The organism is Streptomyces humi (assembly GCF_001005085.2).
Classification (GTDB): domain Bacteria; phylum Actinomycetota; class Actinomycetes; order Streptomycetales; family Streptomycetaceae; genus Streptomyces; species Streptomyces humi.
The window spans coordinates 109,782-130,566 of the sequence record NZ_LBMU02000058.1 but is presented as its reverse complement, the minus strand read 5'-3'; the positions used below and the strand labels follow the sequence as shown (position 1 = coordinate 130,566).

The 20,785-nt window shown below is 72.3% G+C and carries 20 protein-coding genes; 13 read left to right on the top strand and 7 right to left on the bottom strand.

The features are described from left to right. Window positions 1-52: 52 nt before the first annotated feature. The 5 genes from AAW13_RS25825 to AAW13_RS25805 all read left to right on the top strand — a co-directional run bounded on the left by AAW13_RS25825 (window position 53) and on the right by AAW13_RS25805 (window position 3,590). Window positions 53-406, top strand: a complete 354-nt coding sequence (locus AAW13_RS25825; RefSeq protein WP_046734503.1) for a Tat pathway signal sequence domain protein — start codon at window positions 53-55, stop codon at window positions 404-406. Further along, window positions 403-1,032 (top strand): class F sortase, encoded by a 630-nt coding sequence (locus AAW13_RS25820; RefSeq protein ID WP_046734502.1) that lies wholly within the window; start codon window positions 403-405, stop codon window positions 1,030-1,032. Before AAW13_RS25825 ends, AAW13_RS25820 begins: the two co-directional genes overlap by 4 nt. A 114-nt stretch (window positions 1,033-1,146) precedes the next feature. Next, entirely contained in the window at window positions 1,147-1,638 is a 492-nt protein-coding gene (locus tag AAW13_RS25815) for an RNA polymerase sigma factor (protein ID WP_046734501.1), read from the top strand. Further along, window positions 1,622-2,119 (top strand): hypothetical protein, encoded by a 498-nt coding sequence (locus tag AAW13_RS25810; protein WP_046734500.1) that lies wholly within the window; start codon window positions 1,622-1,624, stop codon window positions 2,117-2,119. Before AAW13_RS25815 ends, AAW13_RS25810 begins: the two co-directional genes overlap by 17 nt. Before the next feature lie 343 nt (window positions 2,120-2,462). After that, the gene (locus tag AAW13_RS25805) at window positions 2,463-3,590 is read left to right on the top strand and encodes an acyltransferase family protein (protein ID WP_046734499.1); all 1,128 of its coding nucleotides are present in this window, start codon (window positions 2,463-2,465) and stop codon (window positions 3,588-3,590) included. A gap of 4 nt (window positions 3,591-3,594) precedes the next feature. Here the strand turns inward: AAW13_RS25805 and AAW13_RS25800 are convergent, their stop codons facing one another. Both AAW13_RS25800 and AAW13_RS25795 read right to left on the bottom strand, forming a co-directional pair. Beyond that, a complete protein-coding gene (locus tag AAW13_RS25800) occupies window positions 3,595-5,730 on the bottom strand; it encodes a discoidin domain-containing protein (RefSeq protein ID WP_046734498.1) in 2,136 nt (711 codons plus the stop codon). A gap of 136 nt (window positions 5,731-5,866) precedes the next feature. Continuing rightward, window positions 5,867-6,568 carry an SDR family oxidoreductase gene (locus AAW13_RS25795; protein ID WP_046734497.1) on the bottom strand — a complete coding sequence of 234 codons (702 nt, stop codon included), beginning with the start codon at window positions 6,566-6,568 and terminating at the stop codon, window positions 5,867-5,869. 281 nt (window positions 6,569-6,849) lie between these two features. Here AAW13_RS25795 and AAW13_RS25790 point away from each other — a divergent pair, with 281 nt between their 5' ends. Both AAW13_RS25790 and AAW13_RS25785 read left to right on the top strand, forming a co-directional pair. After that, window positions 6,850-7,770, top strand: coding sequence for an SGNH/GDSL hydrolase family protein (locus AAW13_RS25790; protein WP_046734496.1), 921 nt, complete (start codon window positions 6,850-6,852; stop codon window positions 7,768-7,770). A 67-nt stretch (window positions 7,771-7,837) separates the two neighbouring features. Then, window positions 7,838-8,329, top strand: a complete 492-nt coding sequence (locus AAW13_RS25785; protein WP_046734495.1) for a peptidylprolyl isomerase — start codon at window positions 7,838-7,840, stop codon at window positions 8,327-8,329. Window positions 8,330-8,370: 41 nt separating this feature from the next. Here AAW13_RS25785 and AAW13_RS25780 read toward each other — a convergent pair whose 3' ends face one another. The 4 genes from AAW13_RS25780 to AAW13_RS25765 form a co-directional block, all read right to left on the bottom strand. Next, the gene (locus tag AAW13_RS25780; protein WP_046734494.1) at window positions 8,371-9,354 is read right to left on the bottom strand and encodes an MASE1 domain-containing protein; all 984 of its coding nucleotides are present in this window, start codon (window positions 9,352-9,354) and stop codon (window positions 8,371-8,373) included. Window positions 9,355-9,404: 50 nt separating this feature from the next. Then, complete coding sequence (locus AAW13_RS25775) at window positions 9,405-10,232, bottom strand: PP2C family protein-serine/threonine phosphatase (protein WP_046734493.1); 828 nt, start codon at window positions 10,230-10,232, stop codon at window positions 9,405-9,407. An 86-nt stretch (window positions 10,233-10,318) separates the two neighbouring features. Continuing rightward, window positions 10,319-11,422 carry a GNAT family N-acetyltransferase gene (locus tag AAW13_RS25770; RefSeq protein ID WP_046734492.1) on the bottom strand — a complete coding sequence of 368 codons (1,104 nt, stop codon included), beginning with the start codon at window positions 11,420-11,422 and terminating at the stop codon, window positions 10,319-10,321. 293 nt (window positions 11,423-11,715) lie between these two features. Continuing rightward, window positions 11,716-13,527, bottom strand: coding sequence for an FAD-binding dehydrogenase (locus AAW13_RS25765; protein WP_046734491.1), 1,812 nt, complete (start codon window positions 13,525-13,527; stop codon window positions 11,716-11,718). Between the two features lie 332 nt (window positions 13,528-13,859). Between AAW13_RS25765 and AAW13_RS25760 the strand changes: the two genes are divergently transcribed. The 6 genes from AAW13_RS25760 to AAW13_RS25735 are packed head-to-tail and all read left to right on the top strand — an operon-like array spanning window position 13,860 to window position 20,075. Beyond that, a complete protein-coding gene (locus tag AAW13_RS25760; protein ID WP_079178968.1) occupies window positions 13,860-14,951 on the top strand; it encodes a substrate-binding domain-containing protein in 1,092 nt (363 codons plus the stop codon). A 52-nt stretch (window positions 14,952-15,003) separates the two neighbouring features. After that, window positions 15,004-16,092: a mandelate racemase/muconate lactonizing enzyme family protein gene (locus AAW13_RS25755; RefSeq protein WP_046734490.1), complete on the top strand. Its 1,089-nt coding sequence runs from the start codon at window positions 15,004-15,006 to the stop codon at window positions 16,090-16,092. Beyond that, window positions 16,089-17,153: an ABC transporter permease gene (locus AAW13_RS25750; RefSeq protein ID WP_046734489.1), complete on the top strand. Its 1,065-nt coding sequence runs from the start codon at window positions 16,089-16,091 to the stop codon at window positions 17,151-17,153. Before AAW13_RS25755 ends, AAW13_RS25750 begins: the two co-directional genes overlap by 4 nt. Beyond that, complete coding sequence (locus AAW13_RS25745) at window positions 17,150-18,187, top strand: ABC transporter permease (protein WP_046734488.1); 1,038 nt, start codon at window positions 17,150-17,152, stop codon at window positions 18,185-18,187. Before AAW13_RS25750 ends, AAW13_RS25745 begins: the two co-directional genes overlap by 4 nt. Beyond that, the gene (locus tag AAW13_RS25740; RefSeq protein ID WP_046734487.1) at window positions 18,184-19,707 is read left to right on the top strand and encodes a sugar ABC transporter ATP-binding protein; all 1,524 of its coding nucleotides are present in this window, start codon (window positions 18,184-18,186) and stop codon (window positions 19,705-19,707) included. Before AAW13_RS25745 ends, AAW13_RS25740 begins: the two co-directional genes overlap by 4 nt. Then, window positions 19,704-20,075 (top strand): L-rhamnose mutarotase, encoded by a 372-nt coding sequence (locus AAW13_RS25735; protein ID WP_046734486.1) that lies wholly within the window; start codon window positions 19,704-19,706, stop codon window positions 20,073-20,075. The genes AAW13_RS25740 and AAW13_RS25735 overlap by 4 nt, the downstream gene beginning before the upstream one ends. On the opposite strand, the gene AAW13_RS25730 is transcribed toward AAW13_RS25735, so the two are convergent. Beyond that, complete coding sequence (locus AAW13_RS25730; RefSeq protein ID WP_046734485.1) at window positions 20,011-20,748, bottom strand: GntR family transcriptional regulator; 738 nt, start codon at window positions 20,746-20,748, stop codon at window positions 20,011-20,013. The genes AAW13_RS25735 and AAW13_RS25730 overlap by 65 nt on opposite strands. Window positions 20,749-20,785: the final 37 nt, after the last annotated feature.

Sequence of the window (20,785 nt, the reverse complement as noted above, 5' to 3'; positions counted from 1 at the left end):
CCGTTGTCCAGCCCGCCCCGACCACGGCGGGCCGACGAAAGAGAGCATCCTCATGCGCCGAACCGTCCTGAGCGCCACGGCCCTCGCCTGCACCGCCGTGCTGGGCGGCACCGTGCCCGCGTTCGCCTCCGGCACCGCCCCCAGCCCGGTCGCCAGCACCGCGCCGACCACCGCCCCCTCCCCCGTCCCGTCCGAGGCGAGGTCCGCCGCGCCCACCCCGGCGCCGGCCCGCGACCGGGGCCAGGTCGCCCGGGTGCCGCAGGGTGCCCCCGACACCGGGGTCACCGAGTCGTCCTCGGGTTCCGGTTCCGACGGCGCGCTGATCGGCACCGGCGCGGGCGCCGTGGTGCTCGCCGCGGGCGCCGCGACGCTCGTCGTCCGCCGCCGCCGGGCGACCGGGGCATGACCCCGCTCTCCAGGCGCGCCCTCCTCACCGCCGCGACGGCCTCGCTGCTGGCGGGCTGTGCGGGGCAGGCACCGCACGGGGCGGCCACGACCGAACCCCGGCAGCGGCCCCCCGGACCGTCCGCCACACCCGCCGGGTCCGCCGGGTCCGCCACGGCGACACCGCTCGGCCGGTCCGCACCGGTCCGGCTGCGGGTCCCGGCGATCGGGGTCGACACCCCGCTGCTGCGGCTGGGCCTCGCGGCCGACGGCACGGTGCAGGTGCCGCCGGTCACCGCGCACGACCGGGCGGGCTGGTACCGCTACTCCCCCACTCCGGGGCAGGTCGGTCCGTCGGTGATCCTCGGCCATGTCACGGTCGGCGCCTACGGCGACGGCGTCTTCCGCCGGCTCGCCGAGCTGCGCCGGGGCGAGCAGGTCGTGACGCGTCTGGAGAACGGCAGGTCGGCGGTGTTCACCGTCCGCGAGGTGCGTACGGTCGCCAAGTCCGCGTTCCCGACGAAGGACGTGTACGGGGACGTGGGCCGCCCGGAGCTGCGGCTCATCACCTGCGGCGGACCGCGCGGCGGGGACGGCTACCTCGACAACGTGATCGTCTTCGCGACGCTGACCGGCACCGCGCCCTGACCCGCCGGAGGGACGCGGGACCGGCGGAACGTCCACCGCCGGTCCCGCATCCTCCCCGGTGGGCCCTTCCGCACCCCGCACCCCTTCTTCGGCCCTCTTCGACCCTGGAGAACGTTGAAACGGTCCCGTGACACGGCGGCCTCCGAGCTGTTCGCCGCCCTGTACCCGCGCCTGGCCGGCTGGTGCCGCCGTCTCGTCGACGACGACGAGACGGCGCACGAGGTCGCCTCGGAGGCGTTCACCCGGCTGTGGGCCCGGTGGACGAAGGTGGAGGAGCCGCGCGGCTTCCTCTATGTCACCGCGGCCAATCTCGTGCGGGACCACTGGCGCAAGCTGGAGCGTGAGCGCCGGGCGGTACGCCAGGTCGGCTCGGAGGCCGCGACCCGCCCGCACGCCGAGCAGGCGGACCCCTCGGTACGGCTGCTGGTGCAGTCGCTGCCGGAGCGACTGCGCGTCCCGATCCTGCTGCACTACTACGCTGACATGCCGATCCGGGAGGTGTCCGAACTGACCGGTCGCAAGGAGGGAACCGTCAAGGCCGATCTGCACGCGGCCCGAGAACTGCTCCGCGTCCATCTGAGGAGAAGCCTTGACCACACGCTTTGACGACGAGCCGGAGTTCGACGGCCCGGACGACCCGCTCACCGTCATCCTGCGCCCGCCCGCCACCCACCTCGGTCCGCCACCGGGCCGCTACGAGGAGGTACGGCGCGCGGCGGGCCGCCGCAGGCTGCTCCGTACGGCCGCCGGAGCCGGGCTGACCTGCGCCGTCGCCGCCGGTGTCGCCCTGTCCCTGCATCTGACGGCACCCTCGGCACCGGTGACCCCCCGGCTGCCGCTCGCACCGCCGGCCGCGAGCCCGACGGCCCCGCAGCGCCCCTCGGCGTCCCCGGCACCGGTCGACCCCAGTCCGAGCCCGAGCGTCGCGCCGACGCGGGGCGGGACCTCACCGGAGCCCACCCCCCGACGCCCGACCCGGGGCACCGCGCAGACGTCCGTACCGGGGCGGTCGGCGTCCCCCTCGACCGCACGCGACACGCCGGACGAGACCCGCCCGAGCGCCGTCGCCACGCCGTCCCGGTCCTAGGTCCTGTCGTCACGTTCCCGGCGTCGCCCGGCGGGCGGTCCTGCGGCGTCAACCCGCGGACGGGTGGCTCACACGTTCGGGCCTCCGGGTTTCGGCGCGCCGCGCGGGGCCCGAAGGTGCGGGCCACGGCGTCCCGCCGGGTGCCGCGGCGGCCGGCGGGGGCCACGGCGCGTGTCGGCCGTCCGGGTAGGGTCGCACCCGCCCGTCCGGCCCCGGCGGCCCATATGGCCGAGGCCTTCCCTCGGCGTTGGTGTGATGTTTCGTCCGTGGCCGGAATGAAAGGTGTGGAACGGGCAACGCTCCGTTTCATGCTCCACGCGCGAACCCCCCGGCAGGTGACCCGATGACGACGGCGACGCAGGCCCCCTCGACCGCTCCGGCCGCCGCGCCCCCGTCCCCCGCCGCCCAGCCGTCCGCACCGGCACCGGCACTGCCGTCCCTCACCGGCCTCAGATGGATGGCCGCGGTGCTGGTCTTCGGGCTGCACGTGCACAACTTCCGCTACTTCGGCGGAACCGGCGGCCGGCTCATGACCTGGGGCTTCGAGGCGGGCGCCTCGGGGGTGTCGTTCTTCTTCATCCTGTCCGGGTTCGTTCTGATGTGGTCGGCGCGGCCGGGCGACCGGGCACCGCGCTTCTGGTGGCGACGCGTCGCCCGGATCTACCCGGTGCACCTGGTCACCGTCGTCCTCGCACTGGTCATGGCGTTCACGCTGCCCCGCCAGCCGCGGCCGACCCTGCCGCAGGGCCTCGCCGACGTCTTCCTGGTGCACTCCTGGTGGCGCCCCTGGTGGCAGACGCTGGACCCGGTCAGCTGGTCGCTGGCCTGCGAGGCGTTCTTCTACGCCGCGTTCCCGCTGCTGGCGCTGGTGCTGCGGCGGCTGGGCGGCCGGGGGGCCACGGCACTCGCCGCGCTGTCCGTGCTCGCCGTGCTGGCGCTGGCCTGGACGGACTCGCACCACTGGTGGGACCAGCCGATCAGTTCCTTCCCGGCCGCCCGGCTGCCCGAGTTCGTGCTCGGCGCGGCCACCGCGCGCCTGGTGCTGCTGGGCCGGTGGCGCGGCCCCGGCCTGGAGGCCTCGCTCGCGCTCGCGGTCATCGGCTACTTCCTGGTCCCGCAGGTCACCGACGACTACGCGGCCACCGCCTGCACCCTCATGGGGTTCGCGGTGCTCATCCCGGCGGCGGCCCAGGCGGATCTGCGGGGGCTGCCCTCGCTGTGGCGGCGGCGAGGGCTGGTGCGGCTCGGCGAGCTGTCGTTCGCGTTCTACATGGTCCATCTGCTGGTCCTGCGGGCGGGCACCCACCTGCTCGGCACCCGCCCGCGTTTCGACCTGCTCACCGGCACGGCCGCCGCCCTCGTCGCCTTCACCGTGTCGCTGGGCCTGTCCTGGCTCCTGTACGAGGGCGTTGAGGGCCCGGCGCGACGGCTGCTGCTGCGGCTCCCGGCGCGGCGGAGGGCGGCGGCCTAGCCGGTCACGGGAACTGGGTCACCTTGGACGGGGTGGTGCTGGTCCCCGAGGTGGGCGACCCGGTGGTGTTGACGACGTGGGCGTACTGGCCCATACCGCCCAGCGAGATCACCAGCAGGTCGTGCATCTTGATGCCCGAACCGGTCGGCACCTGGAAGCCGTTGGACTGCACGATCGTGGGATCGGCCGTGTAGTTGCAGTAGCTGCCCAGGCCCCAGGCCTCGTGCGTGCCCACGGTGTCGGCGACCCTGTAGGCCGCGTAGCCGACCACACCGTCGTGGGTGATGGCGGCGGCGTTCGGGGCGTCGTACGCCTTCTCGTTCTGGAAGAAGATCGTGCGGCCGCGTTCGCCGTTCCAGTAGACGTCGTACTTGTTGAAGTGCTCGACGAACAGGCCCGTGGCGAGGACGTCGTTGCCGTTGACGCGCAGGCCGTAGTCGGCCCGGTTGGTGGTCCAGCCGACTCCGCTGCCGTGGTCGGCGCGCCAGAGCCAGGTGTGGTCGATGATCACGTTGTTGCTGTTGACCACGACCGAGTTGGTGGCGAGGCCGGGTCCGGCGCCGCCGACGCGGACGAACACGTCCTGCATGGACGTGGGGTTGGCGGAGTGGTCGGCGGTGGAGCCGGGGGCGCCGATCCGCAGCAGGGTGTCGGAGTTGACCGGGCCCGCGTCGATGAGGAACCCGGCGAGCTTCACGCCGTCGACGTCGGCGACGTGCACGGCGTCGACGCCGTTGTCCGGGACCAGGGTGGCGAGGCCCAGACCGAGGACGACGGTGTTGGCCCGGGTGACGTCGATGGTCCGGTCGAGGTGGTAGACGCCCGGGGTGAACAGGAGGTTGAGTCCCTGGGCGAGGGCCTGGTTGATGGTGGCCGCGGTGGCGCCGGGCTTGACCACGTAGAACTGGTCCAGCGGGATGGAGGTGCCCGCGTTCGCCGGCCAGGAGACGCCCCGGGCGCTGGTGCGCTTGGCGGGGACGAAGACCTTGTAGGCGCTGCCGTCCAGGTAGAGGAACGGCTTCTCACGTGAGACGGGGGTGGTGTCCAGCGTGGTGTACGGGCCGGAGTCGAAGTTGGTGGCGGGGGCGCCCTGGACGCCGGAGAAGGTCATGTTCCAGACGCCGTTGGTCCAGCCGCCGACCGAACTGTCCCGGGTGTACCACTGCTGCTGGGAGTACGGGCCGACGGTGCCGTCGATCTTCGAGTCGGCGATGTAGCCGCCGGAGGCCCAGCCGTAGCCGTTCGGAGCCAGGTTGAGGCCGCCCTTGACGTGGATACGACGGAAGGGGGCCGCCTGAGCCACGGCCCACCGGTCGGTGCCGTTGGACGGCGTGATGGCGAGGTTCTCCGCCGAACGCCAGAAGTTCTGCGTGGCGTTGCCGTTGAACCAGCCCGCGTCGACCGTGATGTCACCGTTGATCTGGGTGTCGTCGGGGTTGAGGCCGAGCCCTGAGATCGAGGTGTAGAAGCCGAGTTGGGCGTTGATGCCGTTGTAGGTGCCCGGCTTGAGGAGGAACTGGTAGCGGCCGGTGCCGAACTGGGCCGACTCCTGCTGGGCGAAGACGGAGTCGAACTTCGCCTGGAGGTTCGGCGTGGACGGGTCGACGACGATCACGTTGGGGCCGAGGTCGCCGCCGCCCTGGACCGGGGGCGTGCCGGTGGTGGTGCCGTACACCTGGAACTCCCAGAGGGAGTAGCCCCACTGGGTGGCGCGGTGCACGCCCTGCATCCGGACGTACTGGCCCTGCCCGGACACGTCGAGGGTGTCGGTGCCGCCGTCACCGCCGGTGACGGTCTTCAGGTCGGTCCAGTCGGTGCCGTCCGGGGAGATCTGGACCTTGTAGTCCTTGCCGTACGCGGCCTCCCAGCTGAGGACCACCTGGGTGACGTTCGCGGTGGCGCCGAGGTTCACCTGGAGCCACTGGTCGTCGGTGAAGGCCGACGACCAGCGGGTGCCGGTGTTGCCGTCGACCGCGTTCGCGGCGGTGGTCCCGGCGTTCTCCTCGGAGGAGGCGGTGGCCGTCTTCCCCTGCGACAGCGGGGCGTCGGCCGCGTGGGCGGCCGGCGCGTGCGCGGTGGGCAGGGCGAGCAGCGCCGCCATGGCGGCGAGCGCTACGCCCAAGGATCTCAGTCGTCTCATCAGCGGCTCCCTGAGGTGAGCGTGGCGGTGCGGACGACGACCGCACCGCACTGCTTAGTTCAGGTTTTGATTTAAGTGGTGAGGCAACTCGCCGACAAGCCTTCGGGAGCGGTTTTTTCGGCCGCCGCGGCCCCCGTCACAGGCCGCGCTGCGCGTACATGGCGCCGAGGTCCCCCGACAGGGCGCCCTTGACCCAGCGCGTGATGTCGTCGGCGAGCACCTCGTAGGCGCCCGACTCGACGCCGTCCAGGGCCGCCGCGGCGATCTCCCGCGGCTCGGCCTTCGGCCCGTCGGCGTGCGCGGCCATGTCGGTGTCGACATAGCCCATGTGCAGGCCGGTGACGCCGATGCCGCGCGGCTTGAGCGCGAGGCGCAGGCTGTTGGTCTGCGACCAGAGGGCCGCCTTGGACGCGCTGTAGGCGCCGCCCTCGGCGACCCAGGACAGCACCGAGTGGACGTTCAGGATATGGCCGCCGCCGTTGCGCTCGATGACCGGCACGAAGGCGCGGGCGAGCCGCAGCGGACCGTAGAAGTTGATCTCGAACTCGCGGCGGAGGTCGTCGAGCGGCGAGGTCAGGAACTCGGTGCCGAGGGCGACCCCGGCGTTGTTCACCAGGACCGTGACGTCCTGCGCCTGCTCGACGACGGCGGCCAGGGAGCCGGGGTCGGTCACCTCGAGGGGCAGCGCCACCGCGTCGGGGTGGGTGACGGAACGCGGATCGCGCGCGGTGGCGTAGACCTTGCCTGCGCCACGTGCGTACAACTCCTCCACCAGCGCCTTTCCGATACCGCGGCTGCCGCCGGTGACGAGGACGACGGAGTCCTTGATCGCGGTCATGACACTCACACTCCAGAGGCCGGGAGATGGAAAACCGATCGGTTTCCAACGGGCGCCGCCCACTGTAAACCGATCGGTTTCCGACTTCAAGCGCGGTCGGCCGCGCCGACCCGCCGCCCGGACCGGATCCCCTTGCGCGCAGGGCGGGTTACTCGTTCCAGTTCATTGCGTCCGACCTCTGGCTAGCGACTCCTACCGGGCGGTATACAGACCCCCGACACATGCGTGCGGGCCGCCCGTCGGGACCGGTTCCGTACGCGTCCCGGTTAGGGGGGATCTTCATGGCGTACGGCACCCCGTCGCGGAGTTCGGCGCGAGGGCACCGGCGGAGGGCGACCGTGGCGGCGGCGCTGGGCGGCTGCGCCCTGGTGGCCGCGTCCACGACACCGGCCGCGGCGCACGACGGCGGCCGCGGCCCCGGCCACGACCGCGGCACGAGCTATGTGGCGCTCGGCGACTCCTACACCTCGGGCCCCGTCATCCCGACCCAGGTCGACGCGAACTGCGCCCGCTCCGACCACAACTACCCCTCGCTGGTGGCGGCGGCACGGAAGGTGAGCGCGTTCAAGGACGTGAGCTGTTCCGGCGCCACGACCGCGGAGATGTGGAAGGCGCAGGGCACCAACGGCCCGCAGCTGGACGCGGTGCGGCGGGACACCGACCTGGTCACGGTCCAGATCGGCGGCAATGACGTGGGGTTCGGCTCCATCATCGCCACCTGCGCGGCGCTCAGCTCGAAGGACCTCGCCGGCAACCCGTGCCAGCAGTACTACAACTCCTCCGGCACCGACCAGCTGGTGGTCAACATCGCGCAGACCGCGCCCAAGGTCGACAGGGTGCTGCGGGCCGTGCGGGCCCGGGCCCCGCACGCCCGGATCCTGGTCGTCGGCTACCCCGACCTGCTGCCCGACGACGGCAGCGGCTGCTATCCGACGGTGCCCTTCGCCGCCAAGGACTTCCCCTACCTCCGCGACACCGGCAAGCGGCTCAACCTGATGCTGCGCCTGGTCGCCGCCTGGAACGGCGCCCGGTACGTGGACACCTACGGGCCGACCGTCGGGCACGACATGTGCAAGGCGCCCGCCGACCGCTGGACAGAACCCCTCCAGCCGGCCTCACCCGCCGCCCCCGCGCACCCCAACGCCAAGGGCGAGGCGGCCATGGCCGAGGCCGTGCTGGAGCGGCTGGCGGGGCGCCACTAGGCCGACACCCCGGCCTCTCCCGCCCCACGGGAGGGGCCGGGGGGCGGTTCGCGATAGGTTGGCCTGCATGAGCGACAACGTTTATTTCGACATTTCGATCAACGACGAGCCGGCCGGCCGGATCGTGTTCAACCTGTTCGACGACGTGGTGCCCGAGACCGCCCGCAACTTCCGCGAGCTCGCCACCGGGCAGCACGGCTTCGGCTACGCCGGTTCCGGCTTCCACCGGATCATCCCCCAGTTCATGCTCCAGGGCGGTGACTTCACGCGCGGTGACGGCACCGGCGGCAAGAGCATCTACGGCGAGAAGTTCAAGGACGAGAACTTCCAGCTCAAGCACGACCGTCCGTTCCTGCTGAGCATGGCCAACGCGGGCCCGAACACCAACGGCTCGCAGTTCTTCGTCACCACCATCGTGACCGACTGGCTGGACGGCAAGCACGTGGTCTTCGGCGAGGTCGTCGAGGGCCAGGACCTCGTCAAGAAGATCGAGGGCTACGGCACCCGCGGCGGTGCCCCCAAGGCCAAGGTTCAGATCACGGCGAGCGGCACCGTCTGACGGCGGCCTCCCCACCGCGACGGTGACCGGGCGACGCCCGGTCACCGTTTGTCCTTCCCGGGTGGCGCCCGCCCGGCCGGGGTGTCGTGCGCGCTGAGGTGCTCCAGCGCCTCGGCCAGCTCCTTGCAGGCCGCCGCGACGGAGATCCTGGTGTTGCGCTGCTCGCTGATCACGGCCGACAGCAGCAGCGCGGTCAGGGCCATCGAACCGTTGAACAACTGAAGCTTCACCATCACCTCGATGGGGGACAGCCCGGTGAACGCGCCCACGCCGTCCGTGGCGGCGACCGTGGCCAGCACCGAGGTGAACAGGGCGCACAGCATGCTGCCGGCCAGCCGGAACCGCAGGGCGCCCCAGATCAGCAGCGGGTAGACGAGGAAGAGCGCGCTCAGCGAGCTGTGCGTGGCCACCGGGACCAGGACGACGGTGGCGACCCCGAGCGCGAGGGCCTCCTTCCAGCGGCCCAGCGGCGGGGGCCGGCGGGCTTCGAGGAGCAGCAGCAGGACCGGGGTGACGAGCAGGACGCCCATCGCGTCGCCGACCCACCACGCCAGCCAGCTCGGCCAGAAGCTGCTCGTGGCGACCTTGCCGACGAGGAGCAAGGAGACCATGCCGACGACGGAGCTGACCAGCATGGCGGTGAGGGCCCCCAGGAACACCAGGGCGACGCCGTCCCGCAGCCGGCTGAGGTCGGTGCGGAAACCGGCCCGGCGCAGCAGCAGGTAGGCGCAGACGGGGCCGCCCGTGTTGCCGACGAGGATGCCGACGACGTCGAGGCCGGGCGAGCCGAGCGACGTGACGAGGAGGAACGCGCCGAGCGTGACGCCCGGCCAGCAGCCCAGGCCGAAGACCAGCAGGCAGGCCAGCGCCACGCCCGTGGACGGGAAGATCGGGGTGAAGACGGCGCCCTCGACGGTGAGCCGGCGCAGCAGGCCGAGCCGGGCCGCCGCGTAGTAGCAGGCGGCGACCGCCAGCGTCCGCAGGACGAGGACGGCCGGTCGGCGCAGTTCCCGGAATGCCACCACAGCAGCCATCACACACCGAGGCGGCCACGTCGGCGAGGCGAGCGCCGGTGCTACGGCGTGAAGTCGAGGCCGTCGTGGCCCACGACCAGGACGGCCGCGTCGTCCTCGTGGCCCACCAGTTCCGCTCCCTTGATCACGGCGGCCGCCAGGGACTGCGCCTCCAGACGGGCGACGGCGGCGACACCGGCCAGGCGTACCACCTGGTCGAGGCCCTCCTCGATGCTCATCGACGGCCCTTCCACCACCCCGTCCGTGAGCAGGACGAACATCCCGCCGGTGGTGAGCCGGAACCGGGTGACCGGGAACTCGATGCCCGGGTCGATCCCCAGGGGCGGTCCGCCCTCGTCCTCGCCGATCCCGGACTTGCCGTCGGCGGTGGCCCAGACGAAGGGGATGTGACCGGCCCGGGCGCTCTCCAGGACCCCGGTCTCCGGGTCGAGCCGCATGAAGATGCAGGTGGCGAAGAGGTCGCTGCCCAGGGACACCAGCAGGTCGTTGGTGCGGGCGAGCAGCTCGCCCGGCTCGCCGGCCACCGAGGCGAGCGCCCGCAGCCCCGCCCTGACCTGGCCCATGAAGGCGGCCGCCTCGATGTTGTGGCCCTGGACGTCGCCTATGGACAGCCCGATGCGGCCGTCGGGCAGGGTGAAGGCGTCGTACCAGTCGCCGCCCACGTTGAGTCCGTAGCAGGCGGGCGCGTAGCGGACGGCCACGTGGAAACGGGGGGTGTCGGGCAGGTCCCGGGGCAGCATGCCGCGCTGGAGGGCGACGGCCAGTTCGACCTGCGAGCGCTGGTACTCGGCCCGCTCGCGCGCCTGGGCGGTGAGCGACCTGAGTCTGACCAGGAGCTCGTCGTCGTCCATCGAGTGCTTGCGGGGCATGGATCACTCCGGCCGGGGCGACACCCTTCCAGGGCAGAACCGCAGATTTTTACCTTTACAGGATCATAGTGCGAATGACGGCCGGGTCACCCCCCGGTCGGTCCGTCGGACCGGCGGGACGTCCGCAGCGTGCCGACCGTCCTGAGCAGCCGGTCCGCGGGGTCACGCAGCCGCGGATGGGCGAGGACGGTGTTGCGCAGGCCGCGGACCGGGCGGCGCCACAGCCGGTGTGCCGCCGCCACCGGGTGGCCCCGGGTGGCGAAGCCCTCGCCGACCCGTAGCTCGCGGGTCTTCAGCCAGTCCTTGTACTCCTTGTCGCCGCGGCCCAGGTCGACGAGGGTGACCCCGCCGCGCGCGGCGGCCTCGGCGGTGCGCAGATGCATCATCAACCCGGGCGAGTAGTAGCGCAGGTCCGGGTCGTACGCGGTGAACCAGGCGGCGAGCACGGTGGCCGAGCGCGGGCCGAAGTGCGCGGCCACCGGCCGGTCCCCGGCATAGAGCACGGACAGCACCCCGGTGAAGTGTTCCTCGCGGACGTGGAAGAGGTGGTCCACGAGGTCGACGATCCAGGGGCGGGCGAAGCGGTCCATGCGTCCGGTCCGCCGGTACTGGGCGGACTTCCAGCGCATCAGGGTGCGCAGTACGGCCGGATCGCGCTCGTCGAACTCGAAGCGCAGCTCGCCGAGGTCGCGGCCGAGCCGGCGTTCCTTCTTCAGCGTGGTCTTCGCCAGGCCCGGGTAGGTGGCGCGCAGCCAGTCGGGATACCCTCCGTCGCCGGGTTTGACGTCGATCACCGGGGAGGCGAAGGTCCCGGTGACATGGGGAGCGAAAGGTCTCTGCTCGCTGACCAGGTGGTCGAACTCGAAGATGGCCATCCCGCACGCGCCGAGCAGAGCCTGCGCGTCCCAGGTGACGCCGGGCCGGTGCACCAGCGCCTGGCAGTCGGAGAGGCCGAGCCCGACCGCCCGGCCGACGCCGAGGGCGTTGCGCTCGTACGGGAGGAAGCCGACGGGTTCGCCGCCCTCCCGCAGCACCGCCACCCGCACCCCGGAGCGGTGCCTGCCGACACCGATCGTGAACTCCGGGGCCAGAAAGGGGTTGGCGTACTCCGGTGACTCGTCCATCGCGCGGTGCCAGGCCCGGCGGAGCGGCTGGGTCAGCTCACCCGGTCTGTGGATCGTGATCTCCACCTCAGATCAACCGCCCTTCGGCTGACGAGGTGTGGGACGCATGACTTCTGCACTGGCCTTCGGATCGCATGGGCGACCGCTCCCCCCCATAACGCGGATACTGCGTTCCGCCGTTCCGCCGTTGCTGCGAACAGCTCCTGCTCCCGCCGTGCGCCGGCGTTCCCGGACCGGCGACCGCGTCGCCGGTCCGGAGGTGCCGCTCAAACGTCGCGAAACAGTACGCACACTGTCAAGAGTGCCACTGTCAGGGCGAGATGGGGGTGGGATGGCCCGGACTCTCCCGGCCGTTTCCGTCAGGTGGCCGTCGCCGCGGCCGCCGCCCGGCCCGCCTGCCGCCCGGAGAAGAGGCAGCCGCCGAGGAAGGTGCCCTCCAGCGAGCGGTAGCCGTGCACCCCGCCGCCACCGAAGCCGGCCACCTCGCCGGCCGCGTGCAGTCCGGGCACCGGGGAGCCGGCGCTGTCCAGGACGCGACCGGAGAGGTCCGTCTGGAGGCCGCCCAGGGTCTTGCGGGTGAGGATGTTCAGCCGGACGGCGATCAGCGGGCCGGCGCTCGTGTCCAGGATCCGGTGGATCGGCGCCGTACGGCTGAGGGAGTCGCCGACGTAGTTCAGCGCGTTGCGGATGCCCATCACCTGGACGTCCTTGGTGTACGAGTTGTCGATCTCGCGGTCCCGGGCCTCGATCTGCCGCTTGAGGTCGGCGAGGACGATGAGGTCGTCGCCGGTCAGCTTGTTCATGCCGGTGACGAGGTCGGTGAGGTTGTCGGCGACCACGAAGTCGGCGCCGTTGTTCTTGAACTTCTCGATGGGCTCCGGGGTCTGCCAGATCCGGGAGAGCAGCTGCCAGACGTTCTTGTCGGTGAGGTCGGGGTTCTGTTCGGAGCCGGAGAGCGCGAACTCCTTGGCGATGATCTTCTGGGTGGTGACGAACCAGGAGTAGTCGTAGCCGGAGGCGGTGATCGTGCCGAGGGTGTGCAGGGTGTCGTAGCCCGGTAGGTCGGGGCTGGTGAACCGGCGCCCCTTGGCGTCGAACCACATCGAGGAGGGTCCTGGCAGGATGCGGATGCCGTGGTTCGGCCAGATCGGGGCGTAGTTGCGCAGGCCCTCGGTGTAGTGCCACATCCGGTCGGGGTTGACGATCCGCCCGCCCGCCCGCGCCGTGATGCCGAGCATCCGGCCGTCCACGTGCGCGGGCACGCCGGTGACCATGGACTTGGGCGGGGTGCCGAGCCTGGCCGGCCAGTTCTGCCGTACCAGATCGTGGTTGGCGCCGATCCCGCCCGAGGTGACCACCACGACCGGGGCCCGCAGTTCGAAGTCGCCCACGACCGTACGGCTGCTGGGGGTGCCGCGGGCCGCGCCGCTGGGCTCCAGGACCGCACCGCGGACGCCGGTCACCGCACCGCCCGTGGTCACCAACTCGTCCACGCGGTGACGGAACTTGAAGGTCACCTTGCCGGCCGCGACCGCCGCCCGCACCTTCTTCTCGAAGGGTTCGACGACGGCGGGGCCGGTGCCCCAGGTGACGTGGAAGCGCGGCACGGAGTTGCCGTGGCCGTCGGCGAGCCCGCCGCCGCGCTCGGCCCAGCCCACGATCGGGAACCACTGCACGCCCAGCCCGGAGAGCCAGGAGCGCTTCTCGCCGGAGGCGAACTCCACATAGGACCGGGCCCACTTGTAAGCCCAGTAGTCCTGGCCCCCCGGGTCGTCCACCCCCCGGTCGAAGCCCGCCGTGCCGAGCCAGTCCTGCCAGGCGAGGTCATGGGAGTCCTTGACGCCCATCAGCCGCTGCTCGTCGGAGTCGACGAAGAACAGGCCGCCGAAGGACCAGAAGGCCTGACCGCCGAGGCTCGCCTCCGGTTCCTGGTCGAGCAGCAGCACCTTGCGGCCGGCGGCGGCGAGTTCGGCCGTCGCGACCAGACCGGCGAGGCCGTGGCCGACGACGATGGCGTCCGCGTCCTGCGACTCGGCGGCGAACGCGCCGGCCTGCCCCAGGGTCAGGCCTGCCAGCGCGCCGCCGGCGACCGTCAGCACCTGGCGACGGGTGATACGGGACGGCTCGTCGGGGCCTTCGGGGGCGCCGGCGACTGGTCTGGGAGTGTCCATGAACTGCCTTCCGTACGGATGCGGGCGGTGCGGGAGACATGACCGGGACTGCCGGGACGGCAGGGTGTTACCGACGGTAGCCCATGGTGGTGGGCGCCGACCAGCCTCCCGCGTTACCGGGAAATGCCACTTCTTGACCCGCCCTTGGGCACGGGTGATCCCTCAGGCACAGGATCACTTCCTATAGGATTTGCGACCCCCCACCGGGACCGGTCAGGCCCTCTCTCGGGTCGCCCCAGTTCAAGCCCATCTTGCTGCAAGCCTTGACGCGCGAGCTCGCCTGCCCCACGATCGCCGCATCGTTTTCCTATCTGATTCCGCAGGGGTGGGAGATGCACTTCGCGACCAGATCCGTCCTGCCCGGAGTCCTCACGGCGGCGTTGCTCGCCACGGGGGCCACGGCCTGCACCTACCGCAACGCGCCCCTCCCCGCCGCCGGCCAGGCGTCGGCGGCCCGGCACACCGGTGCCGGTGCCGAGCTGGTGGACGGCGCCGGCGCCCGGGTCGCCCTGGTGCCCGGCGGCGCCCACCCGTACTTCCGGCCCTGGAGGACGGCGGGCGCCACCGTGCAGAAGACCTACAAGCTCGGCGCCGTCACCTTCGACGAGACCGCGGAGTGGGACCAGCAGAAGCAGAACAACCTGCTGTCCACGCTCGCGGCGCGTGGATACAACGCCTTCGGGATCTTCGGGGTCTCCCCCACCGACATCAACACGACCTTCGCGGACCTGAAGTCGCAGGGATTCCCGGTGGCGTCCCTGGGCTCCTGCCCGGCAGGCAGCACCGACGAGGCCGACTTCTGCCTCTCCACGAACGTCGAACTCGCCGCCTACAAGGCCGCGAAGGCGGCCATCACCGCCATGGGCGGCAAGGGCACCCTGGTCCACCTGACCGGCAACAACGTGGACGCCAACACCCAGTTGCGGATCAAGGGCGTCGCCAGGGCCGTCAGGGAGTCCGGCGGCAAGGTGGGACTGCTTCAGACCGTCACCGACATCGACACCGACCTGGGGACCGCGCAGAAGGCGGTGTCCGACCTGATGGCGGCCAAGGGCGGCCGGATCACCGGGATCGTCGCCACCGCCTACAACCCGGCGGTCGCCGCCGCCGACGCCGTGCGGTCGTCCGGTTCGAAGGCGAAGGTCATCGCCATCGACGACGACGCCAAGATCCTCAGCGGCATCAGGCAGGGCACGGTCACCGCCACCGTCGTGCAGAACCCGGTCGGGCAGGCCGAGATCGGCACCTGGGCGCTGGCGCTGCTCCAGACGAAGCAGTGCACCGTGCGCGACCCCGGGGTGGAGGTGGACTCCGGCTCGTTCGTCGTCACCAGGGCGAACGTCGCCGACTACGACACCGCCCGGCAGGCGAGGACCGCACGGCTGAAGACCGAGTTCGCCGACACGTACCTGTCGTGCGGCTGACCGCCCGGCGGGGCACGGCGCCCGGCTCCACCTCCACAGAGAACGGACACGGATGAGCATCATCACCACCGCGACCGCCAGGCTGGCCGACATCGCCGTCGAGACGGACCGCACCGACGCGGTGCAGTCCTTCGTCAGACAGGAGACGGTCCTGGTCGACCTGACCACGGCGGACGGCCTCACGGGCACCGGCTACGCCTACACCATCGGCACCGGCGGCACCTCGGTCCTGGCGCTGCTCCGCGACCACCTGCTGCCCGCGCTGGAGGGACAGGACGCCCGGAACGTCGAGGCGCTGTGGCAGCGGCTGTTCGCCCTGACCCGGGCGACCACCACGGGCGCCATCACCTCGCTCGCGCTCGCCGCCGTGGACACCGCCCTGTGGGACGTGCGCTGCCGACGGGCGGGCGAACCACTGTGGCGGCTGGCCGGCGGACACCGCCAGGAGGTCCCCGTCTACGACACCGAGGGCGGCTGGCTCCAGCTGGACACCGAGGACCTGGTCAAGGGCGCCCTGCGGGCCCAGGAGGCGGGCTGGGCCGGCGTGAAGATAAAGGTGGGCAAGCCGCACCCCGCCGAGGACGCGGAACGGCTGGCCGCGGTACGGGCGGCGGTGGGACCGCGGCTGCACGTCATGACCGACGCCAACCAGTCGCAGACGGCGTCCTCGGTGCTCCGGCTGGCGGCCGCGCTGGAGCCGTACGACCCGTACTGGCTCGAGGAGCCGCTGCCCGCGGACGACATCAGCGGGCACGCCCGGCTCGCGCGGGCCACCCGGATCCCGGTGGCCGTCGGCGAGTCCATGTACGCGGTCATGCAGTTCCGCAGCTACCTGGAGGCGGGCGCCGCGTCCGTCGTACAGGTCGACGCGGCCCGGATCGGCGGCATCACCCCGTGGCTGAAGGTCGCGCACCTCGCGGAGAGCCACAACGTGACGGTGTGCCCGCACTTCCTGATGGAGCTGCACGTCAGCCTCGCCGCTGCGGTGCCCAACGGCGGCTTCGTCGAGTACATCCCGCAACTGCGCGCGGTGACCCGCACCGAACTGGCCATCCGCGACGGCATGGCGGTCGCCCCGGACGTGCCGGGCATCGGCATCGACTGGGACCTGGACGCCCTCGACGACCGGAGGGTGGCATGACGACGTCCGTCAGCCCGCCGCGGACCACCGCCGAGGCACCCGCCGCCGGACACCGGATGCCGTTCTGGGTCAACCAGCGGCTCGGTCTGCTGGTGCTGGTCATCGCCCTCGGCGTGCTGTTCGGGGTGCTGCGGCCGGCGTTCCTCGACCAGCGTCTGGTGCTCTTCCCGCTGCTGCGGGACGTCGCCACCCTCACCGTGGTGGCCCTCGCCCAGATGGTCGCCCTGTCCGTGGGGCACATGAACCTCGCGGTCGGCCGGATGGCCGCGTTCGGGGCCATGTTCGCGGGCGTCGGCTACGACAAGCTGCATCTCCCCATGCAGGCGGGCCTGCTGCTGTGCCTGGCCGCCGGTGCGGTGATCGGCGCGGTCACCGGCTGGCTGATCGCCCGGACCGGGGGGAGCTCGTTCGTCGTCACGCTGGCGATGGACTTCGCCCTGCTCGGCCTGGTGTCACTGACGTACTCGGCGCTCACCGAGGACGCGGCTTTCACCACCCGCCCGGCCGGCATCGACGCGCTGCGGTCCTACTCGCTCGCCGACCTCTGCCTGGGCCCGGTCTGCGGCTCCCCGGCGATCCCGCAGCTGGCCCAGTTCACCGTCCTCGCCATGCTCGGCCTCGGCGTCCTGTACGGCTGCACCCGCATCGGCAGGGAGCTGCTGCTCACCGGGGCCAACCCGGCCGCCGCCGAGCTGTCCGGCATCCCCACCGGCCGCCGGGTCCTGCTCGCGCACACGCTCTCCGGGTTGCTCGCGGCGCTCGCCGGGTTCATGGCCGCCGCCGGGACCGGCACCTTCCGCGCCTCCATCGGCGACGACTTCATGCTGCCGTCCTTCCTGGGCGCGGTGCTCGGCGGCACCCTGCTCACCGGCGGGGTGGTCTCCGTGCTGGGCACACTGCTCGGCACCGCGCTGGTCGGCGTGATCCGCAAGGGCCTCGACCTGCTCGGCGTCGGCCTGGAAAGCCTGAACATCTACCTCGGCTGCATCCTGCTGCTGGCCCTGTCGGCCGACCGGATCCGCACCGTGGTGTCCTATCGCAAGGTGGTGCGCTCCACATGAGCACGATCCGCGACCAGCAGAGCCGGGCCGTCACGGCGCTGCACCGGTTCTCCCGTACGACGACGGCCATGCTGCTCCTGGTCGTCGTGGCCGGTTCCGTGGCCCTGGAGGTGGCGTCCTCCGGCTCCTTCCTCCAGGGCCCCTCGGTACGGGTCTTCCTTCAGTACCTGGCCACGCCCGTCCTGATCGGCCTGGCGCAGATGGTGGCGCTGTCCGTGGGCCAGCTCAACCTCGCCGTCGGCGCGCTGGGCGGCTGCACGGCCTGCCTGACCGGGGTCCTGATGGCGGACCACGGGGTGCCCGCCGGGGTCGCGGTACTCGTGGGCCTGCTGACCGCGACCGCCGTCGGACTGGTGACCGGCGTCGTCATCGTGGCCACCCGGATCAACGGCTTCATCGTCACCCTCGCCACCATGACGATCCTGCTGGGCGCGCAGTACCGGCTCACCGGCACCCGTACCGTCGACGGCTACTCGGCCACCCTGCGCCACCTGGGCACCGCGGCCCCGCTGAACGTACCGCTGGTCTTCGTCACCGCCGTGGTGGCGGCCGCTCTGCTGGGCGCGTTCATGTACCGCACGGTCGCCGGGCGGCGGCTGCTCGCGGCCGGCGGCAACCCGCCGGCCGCCCGGCTGTCCGGGATCTCCACCGACCGGCAGGTCATCGCCGCGCACACGCTGTCCGGGCTCCTCGTCGGAGTGGCGGCGGTGACGGCGACCGCCTCGCTGCCGGGCGTCAACCGCAGCGTCGGCGGGGACTGGCTGCTGCCCAGCTTCGCCGCGCCGATCATCGGCGGTGTCGCCCTGACCGGCGGGTCCGTCGCGGTGTTCGGGACCGTCCTGGCGGCCTTCGTGACCCGGCTGATCGACGCGGCCCGCGCCCAGTTCTCACTGGACCCGAGCTGGGTGAACCTGCTGATCGGCCTGGTCGTCCTCGGCACGGTCGCCGGCGGGCACCTGCACCAGAGCCGGCTTGCCGGGAGCACGCCCGCCGCGCCGGGCACACCGGCTCCGCGCCCGGAGGGCGCCCTGTGAACACCCTCCTCCTCGAATGCCAGGACCTGGTCAAGCTCTTCCCGGGCGTACGGGCCCTGGACGGTGTGGGCCTGCGGCTCACCGCCGGTTCGGTACACGCGCTGCTCGGTGAGAACGGCGCCGGCAAGTCCACCCTCATCAAGGTGCTCACCGGGGTGCACTCCCCCGACGGCGGCACCCTCACCTGGTGCGGGGAGCCGGTGCGGCCGCGCTCGCCGCTGGAGGCGGCCCGGACCGGCATCGGGGTCGTCCACCAGGAGCGCAACCTGATCCCGGGCTTCTCGGTGGCCGAGAACATCACGCTCCAGAAACCGCCCTCCCGCCACGGGCTGGTCGACTACGCGGCCATGACCGAACCAGCCGTCGCCTGCCTCACGGAACTCGGCGTCGACCTCGACCCCGACCGCCCGGTGCGGGAACTCTCGGTCGCGCAGCAGCAGTTGGTGGAGATCGCCAAGGCCCTGTACACCGAGAGCCGGGTGCTGCTGCTCGACGAGCCCACCGCGTCCCTCTCCCCCGAGGAGACGGAGCGGCTGTTCGGGGTGGTGCGGCGGCTGGCCGACCGCGGTGCCTGCGTGGTGTTCGTCAGTCACCGGCTGGAAGAGGTCTTCGCCGTCTGCGACACGGTGACCGTGCTGCGCGACGGACGGTCGGTGCTGGAGTCGTCCCCGCTCGCCGAGCACTCCCACGACGACATCGTGAGCCTCATGGTGGGCCGTGCCCACGCGGCGGCCCGGATGCGCCCCCGCACGGTCGACCGGTCGGCCGCGCCGGCCCTGGAGCTGACCGCGGTCGCCACGGCCGGCGGCCACCGGGACATCGGTCTGACGGTTCGGCCCGGCGAGATCGTCGGCCTGTACGGGCTGGTCGGTGCCGGGCGCAGCGAGCTGGTCAGGGCGGTGCTGGGCCTCGACCGGATCACGGCCGGCGAGGTCCGGGTGCACGGCAGGCCGGCCCGGATCAGCTCTCCCCGGCAGGCCCTGCACGAGTTCGGCATCGGCTACGTGACCGAGAACCGCAAGGAGGAGGGCGTCTTCCTGGAGCAGCCGATCGTCCGGAACATCACCGTGACGGTGTGGAAGCGGCTGGCCCGGGTGCTCGGGTTCGTCCCGGCGGGCGACGAGCGCGAGGTCGCCCAGGACCTGGTGGACCGGCTGGGCATCCGCACCGCCGGGCTCGCGCAGCACGCCGGTGAGCTCTCCGGCGGCAACCAGCAGAAGGTCAGTCTCGCCAAGTGGCTGGCCGCCGACACCCGGCTGCTGATCGTCGACGAGCCGACGGTCGGTGTGGACGTCCGCACCAAGCACGCTTTCCACGAACTGATCTGGGATCTGGCCCACGACGGGCTGCCCGTCCTGCTGATCAGCAGCGACCTCGGGGAGATGGTCACCCTCGCCGACCGGGTCGTGGTGATGGCGGACCGCCGGATCCGTGGCGAGGTCGACAACGACCGGGACTACGACCGGATGAGCGGCCGGATCATCCGGCTGATCCACGGCAGGGACGCGGCGCGCCCGTGAGGCGGGTGGCCCAGGTCGTCGCCGTACGCGCGGAAAAGCGCGCCGAGTACCGGGAGTCGCACCGCGCCGGACCGGTGCCGGACCGGCTCCGGCGCTGCCGGATCGCCGACTACTCGATCCATCTGCTGGATGACCGGCCGTTCGCCTGCTTCGCGTACCACGGCGACGATCTGACCGCGGACCTCGCGCTGACGGCCGAGGACGAGGCGACCCGGGAGTGGTGGCGGCTGACGGCTCCCTGCCAGGCCCCGGTGCCGGAGGCGGCGCCCGGTGAGTGGTGGACCACGGCGGAGCGGGTGGTCCTCATGGAGCAGCCGGCGGGCCGCCGGCCCCGGTCTCCCCGCGCTGGCGTTCCATGCTGCGGATGAGGTGCTCCGTCATCGCCTCGGCCGCCCGCTCGGGACTGCGGCGCAGGACGGCCCGTACGATCCGCTCGTGCTCGGCGACGGTCGGGCCGCCGGCGCCCACGACCTTGCTGAGCCGGAAGATGTGCAGGTGGGCGTGGAGGCGTTCGACCGCGTCGGCGAGGAGCGGGCGGTGCGCGGCCTGCCCGATCGCCTCGTGGAAGCGCTGGTCGAGGGCGGCGAAGTCGCGGTACGACGCGTACCGGCCGTTGGGGCTGGGCTGGACCTGCATCTCCTCCAGGATCCGCTCCAGCCCGTCGAGTTGCTCCTCGGTGGCGTGGGCGGCGGCGAGGGCGGCGGCCCGTGGTTCCAGCAGCAGCCGCATCTCGAAGAGTTCCGCGAGGCCCTGGCGGGTCAGCAGTTCGGTGGCCCGGTATCCGGACAGGGCCCGCTTGACGACCAGTCCGTCCGACTCCAGACGGGCCAGCGCCTCCCGGACCGGGGTGGGCGAGACCTTGAGGGCGCGGGAGAGCGCGTCGATGCCGACGCGGGCGCCGGGGGCGATCTCGTGGTCCATGACCATCGCCTTGATGCTCTCGTACACGCTGTCCGACAGCGCCTGCCGGACGGGCGGCGGCTCACCCGGCCCGTCGCCGTCGCCCTGGGCACCGGCCGCGGAAGAGCGGTGCGGCGGCATCCCGGCTCCCCCTTCACAAGGCCTGTGTGTCGCCGCA

Bases quoted from the DNA above. Each gene is read 5' to 3' on its own strand.
- AAW13_RS25825 (WP_046734503.1), top strand. From the start codon at position 53: ATGCGCCGAACCGTCCTGAGCGCCACGGCCCTCGCCTGCACCGCCGTG.
- AAW13_RS25820 (WP_046734502.1), top strand. From the start codon at position 403: ATGACCCCGCTCTCCAGGCGCGCCCTCCTCACCGCCGCGACGGCCTCG.
- AAW13_RS25805 (WP_046734499.1), top strand. From the start codon at position 2,463: ATGACGACGGCGACGCAGGCCCCCTCGACCGCTCCGGCCGCCGCGCCC.
- AAW13_RS25800 (WP_046734498.1), bottom strand. From the start codon at position 5,730: ATGAGACGACTGAGATCCTTGGGCGTAGCGCTCGCCGCCATGGCGGCG.
- AAW13_RS25795 (WP_046734497.1), bottom strand. From the start codon at position 6,568: ATGACCGCGATCAAGGACTCCGTCGTCCTCGTCACCGGCGGCAGCCGC.
- AAW13_RS25790 (WP_046734496.1), top strand. From the start codon at position 6,850: ATGGCGTACGGCACCCCGTCGCGGAGTTCGGCGCGAGGGCACCGGCGG.
- AAW13_RS25785 (WP_046734495.1), top strand. From the start codon at position 7,838: ATGAGCGACAACGTTTATTTCGACATTTCGATCAACGACGAGCCGGCC.
- AAW13_RS25775 (WP_046734493.1), bottom strand. From the start codon at position 10,232: ATGCCCCGCAAGCACTCGATGGACGACGACGAGCTCCTGGTCAGACTC.
- AAW13_RS25765 (WP_046734491.1), bottom strand. From the start codon at position 13,527: ATGGACACTCCCAGACCAGTCGCCGGCGCCCCCGAAGGCCCCGACGAG.
- AAW13_RS25760 (WP_079178968.1), top strand. From the start codon at position 13,860: ATGCACTTCGCGACCAGATCCGTCCTGCCCGGAGTCCTCACGGCGGCG.
- AAW13_RS25755 (WP_046734490.1), top strand. From the start codon at position 15,004: ATGAGCATCATCACCACCGCGACCGCCAGGCTGGCCGACATCGCCGTC.
- AAW13_RS25750 (WP_046734489.1), top strand. From the start codon at position 16,089: ATGACGACGTCCGTCAGCCCGCCGCGGACCACCGCCGAGGCACCCGCC.
- AAW13_RS25745 (WP_046734488.1), top strand. From the start codon at position 17,150: ATGAGCACGATCCGCGACCAGCAGAGCCGGGCCGTCACGGCGCTGCAC.
- AAW13_RS25730 (WP_046734485.1), bottom strand. From the start codon at position 20,748: ATGCCGCCGCACCGCTCTTCCGCGGCCGGTGCCCAGGGCGACGGCGAC.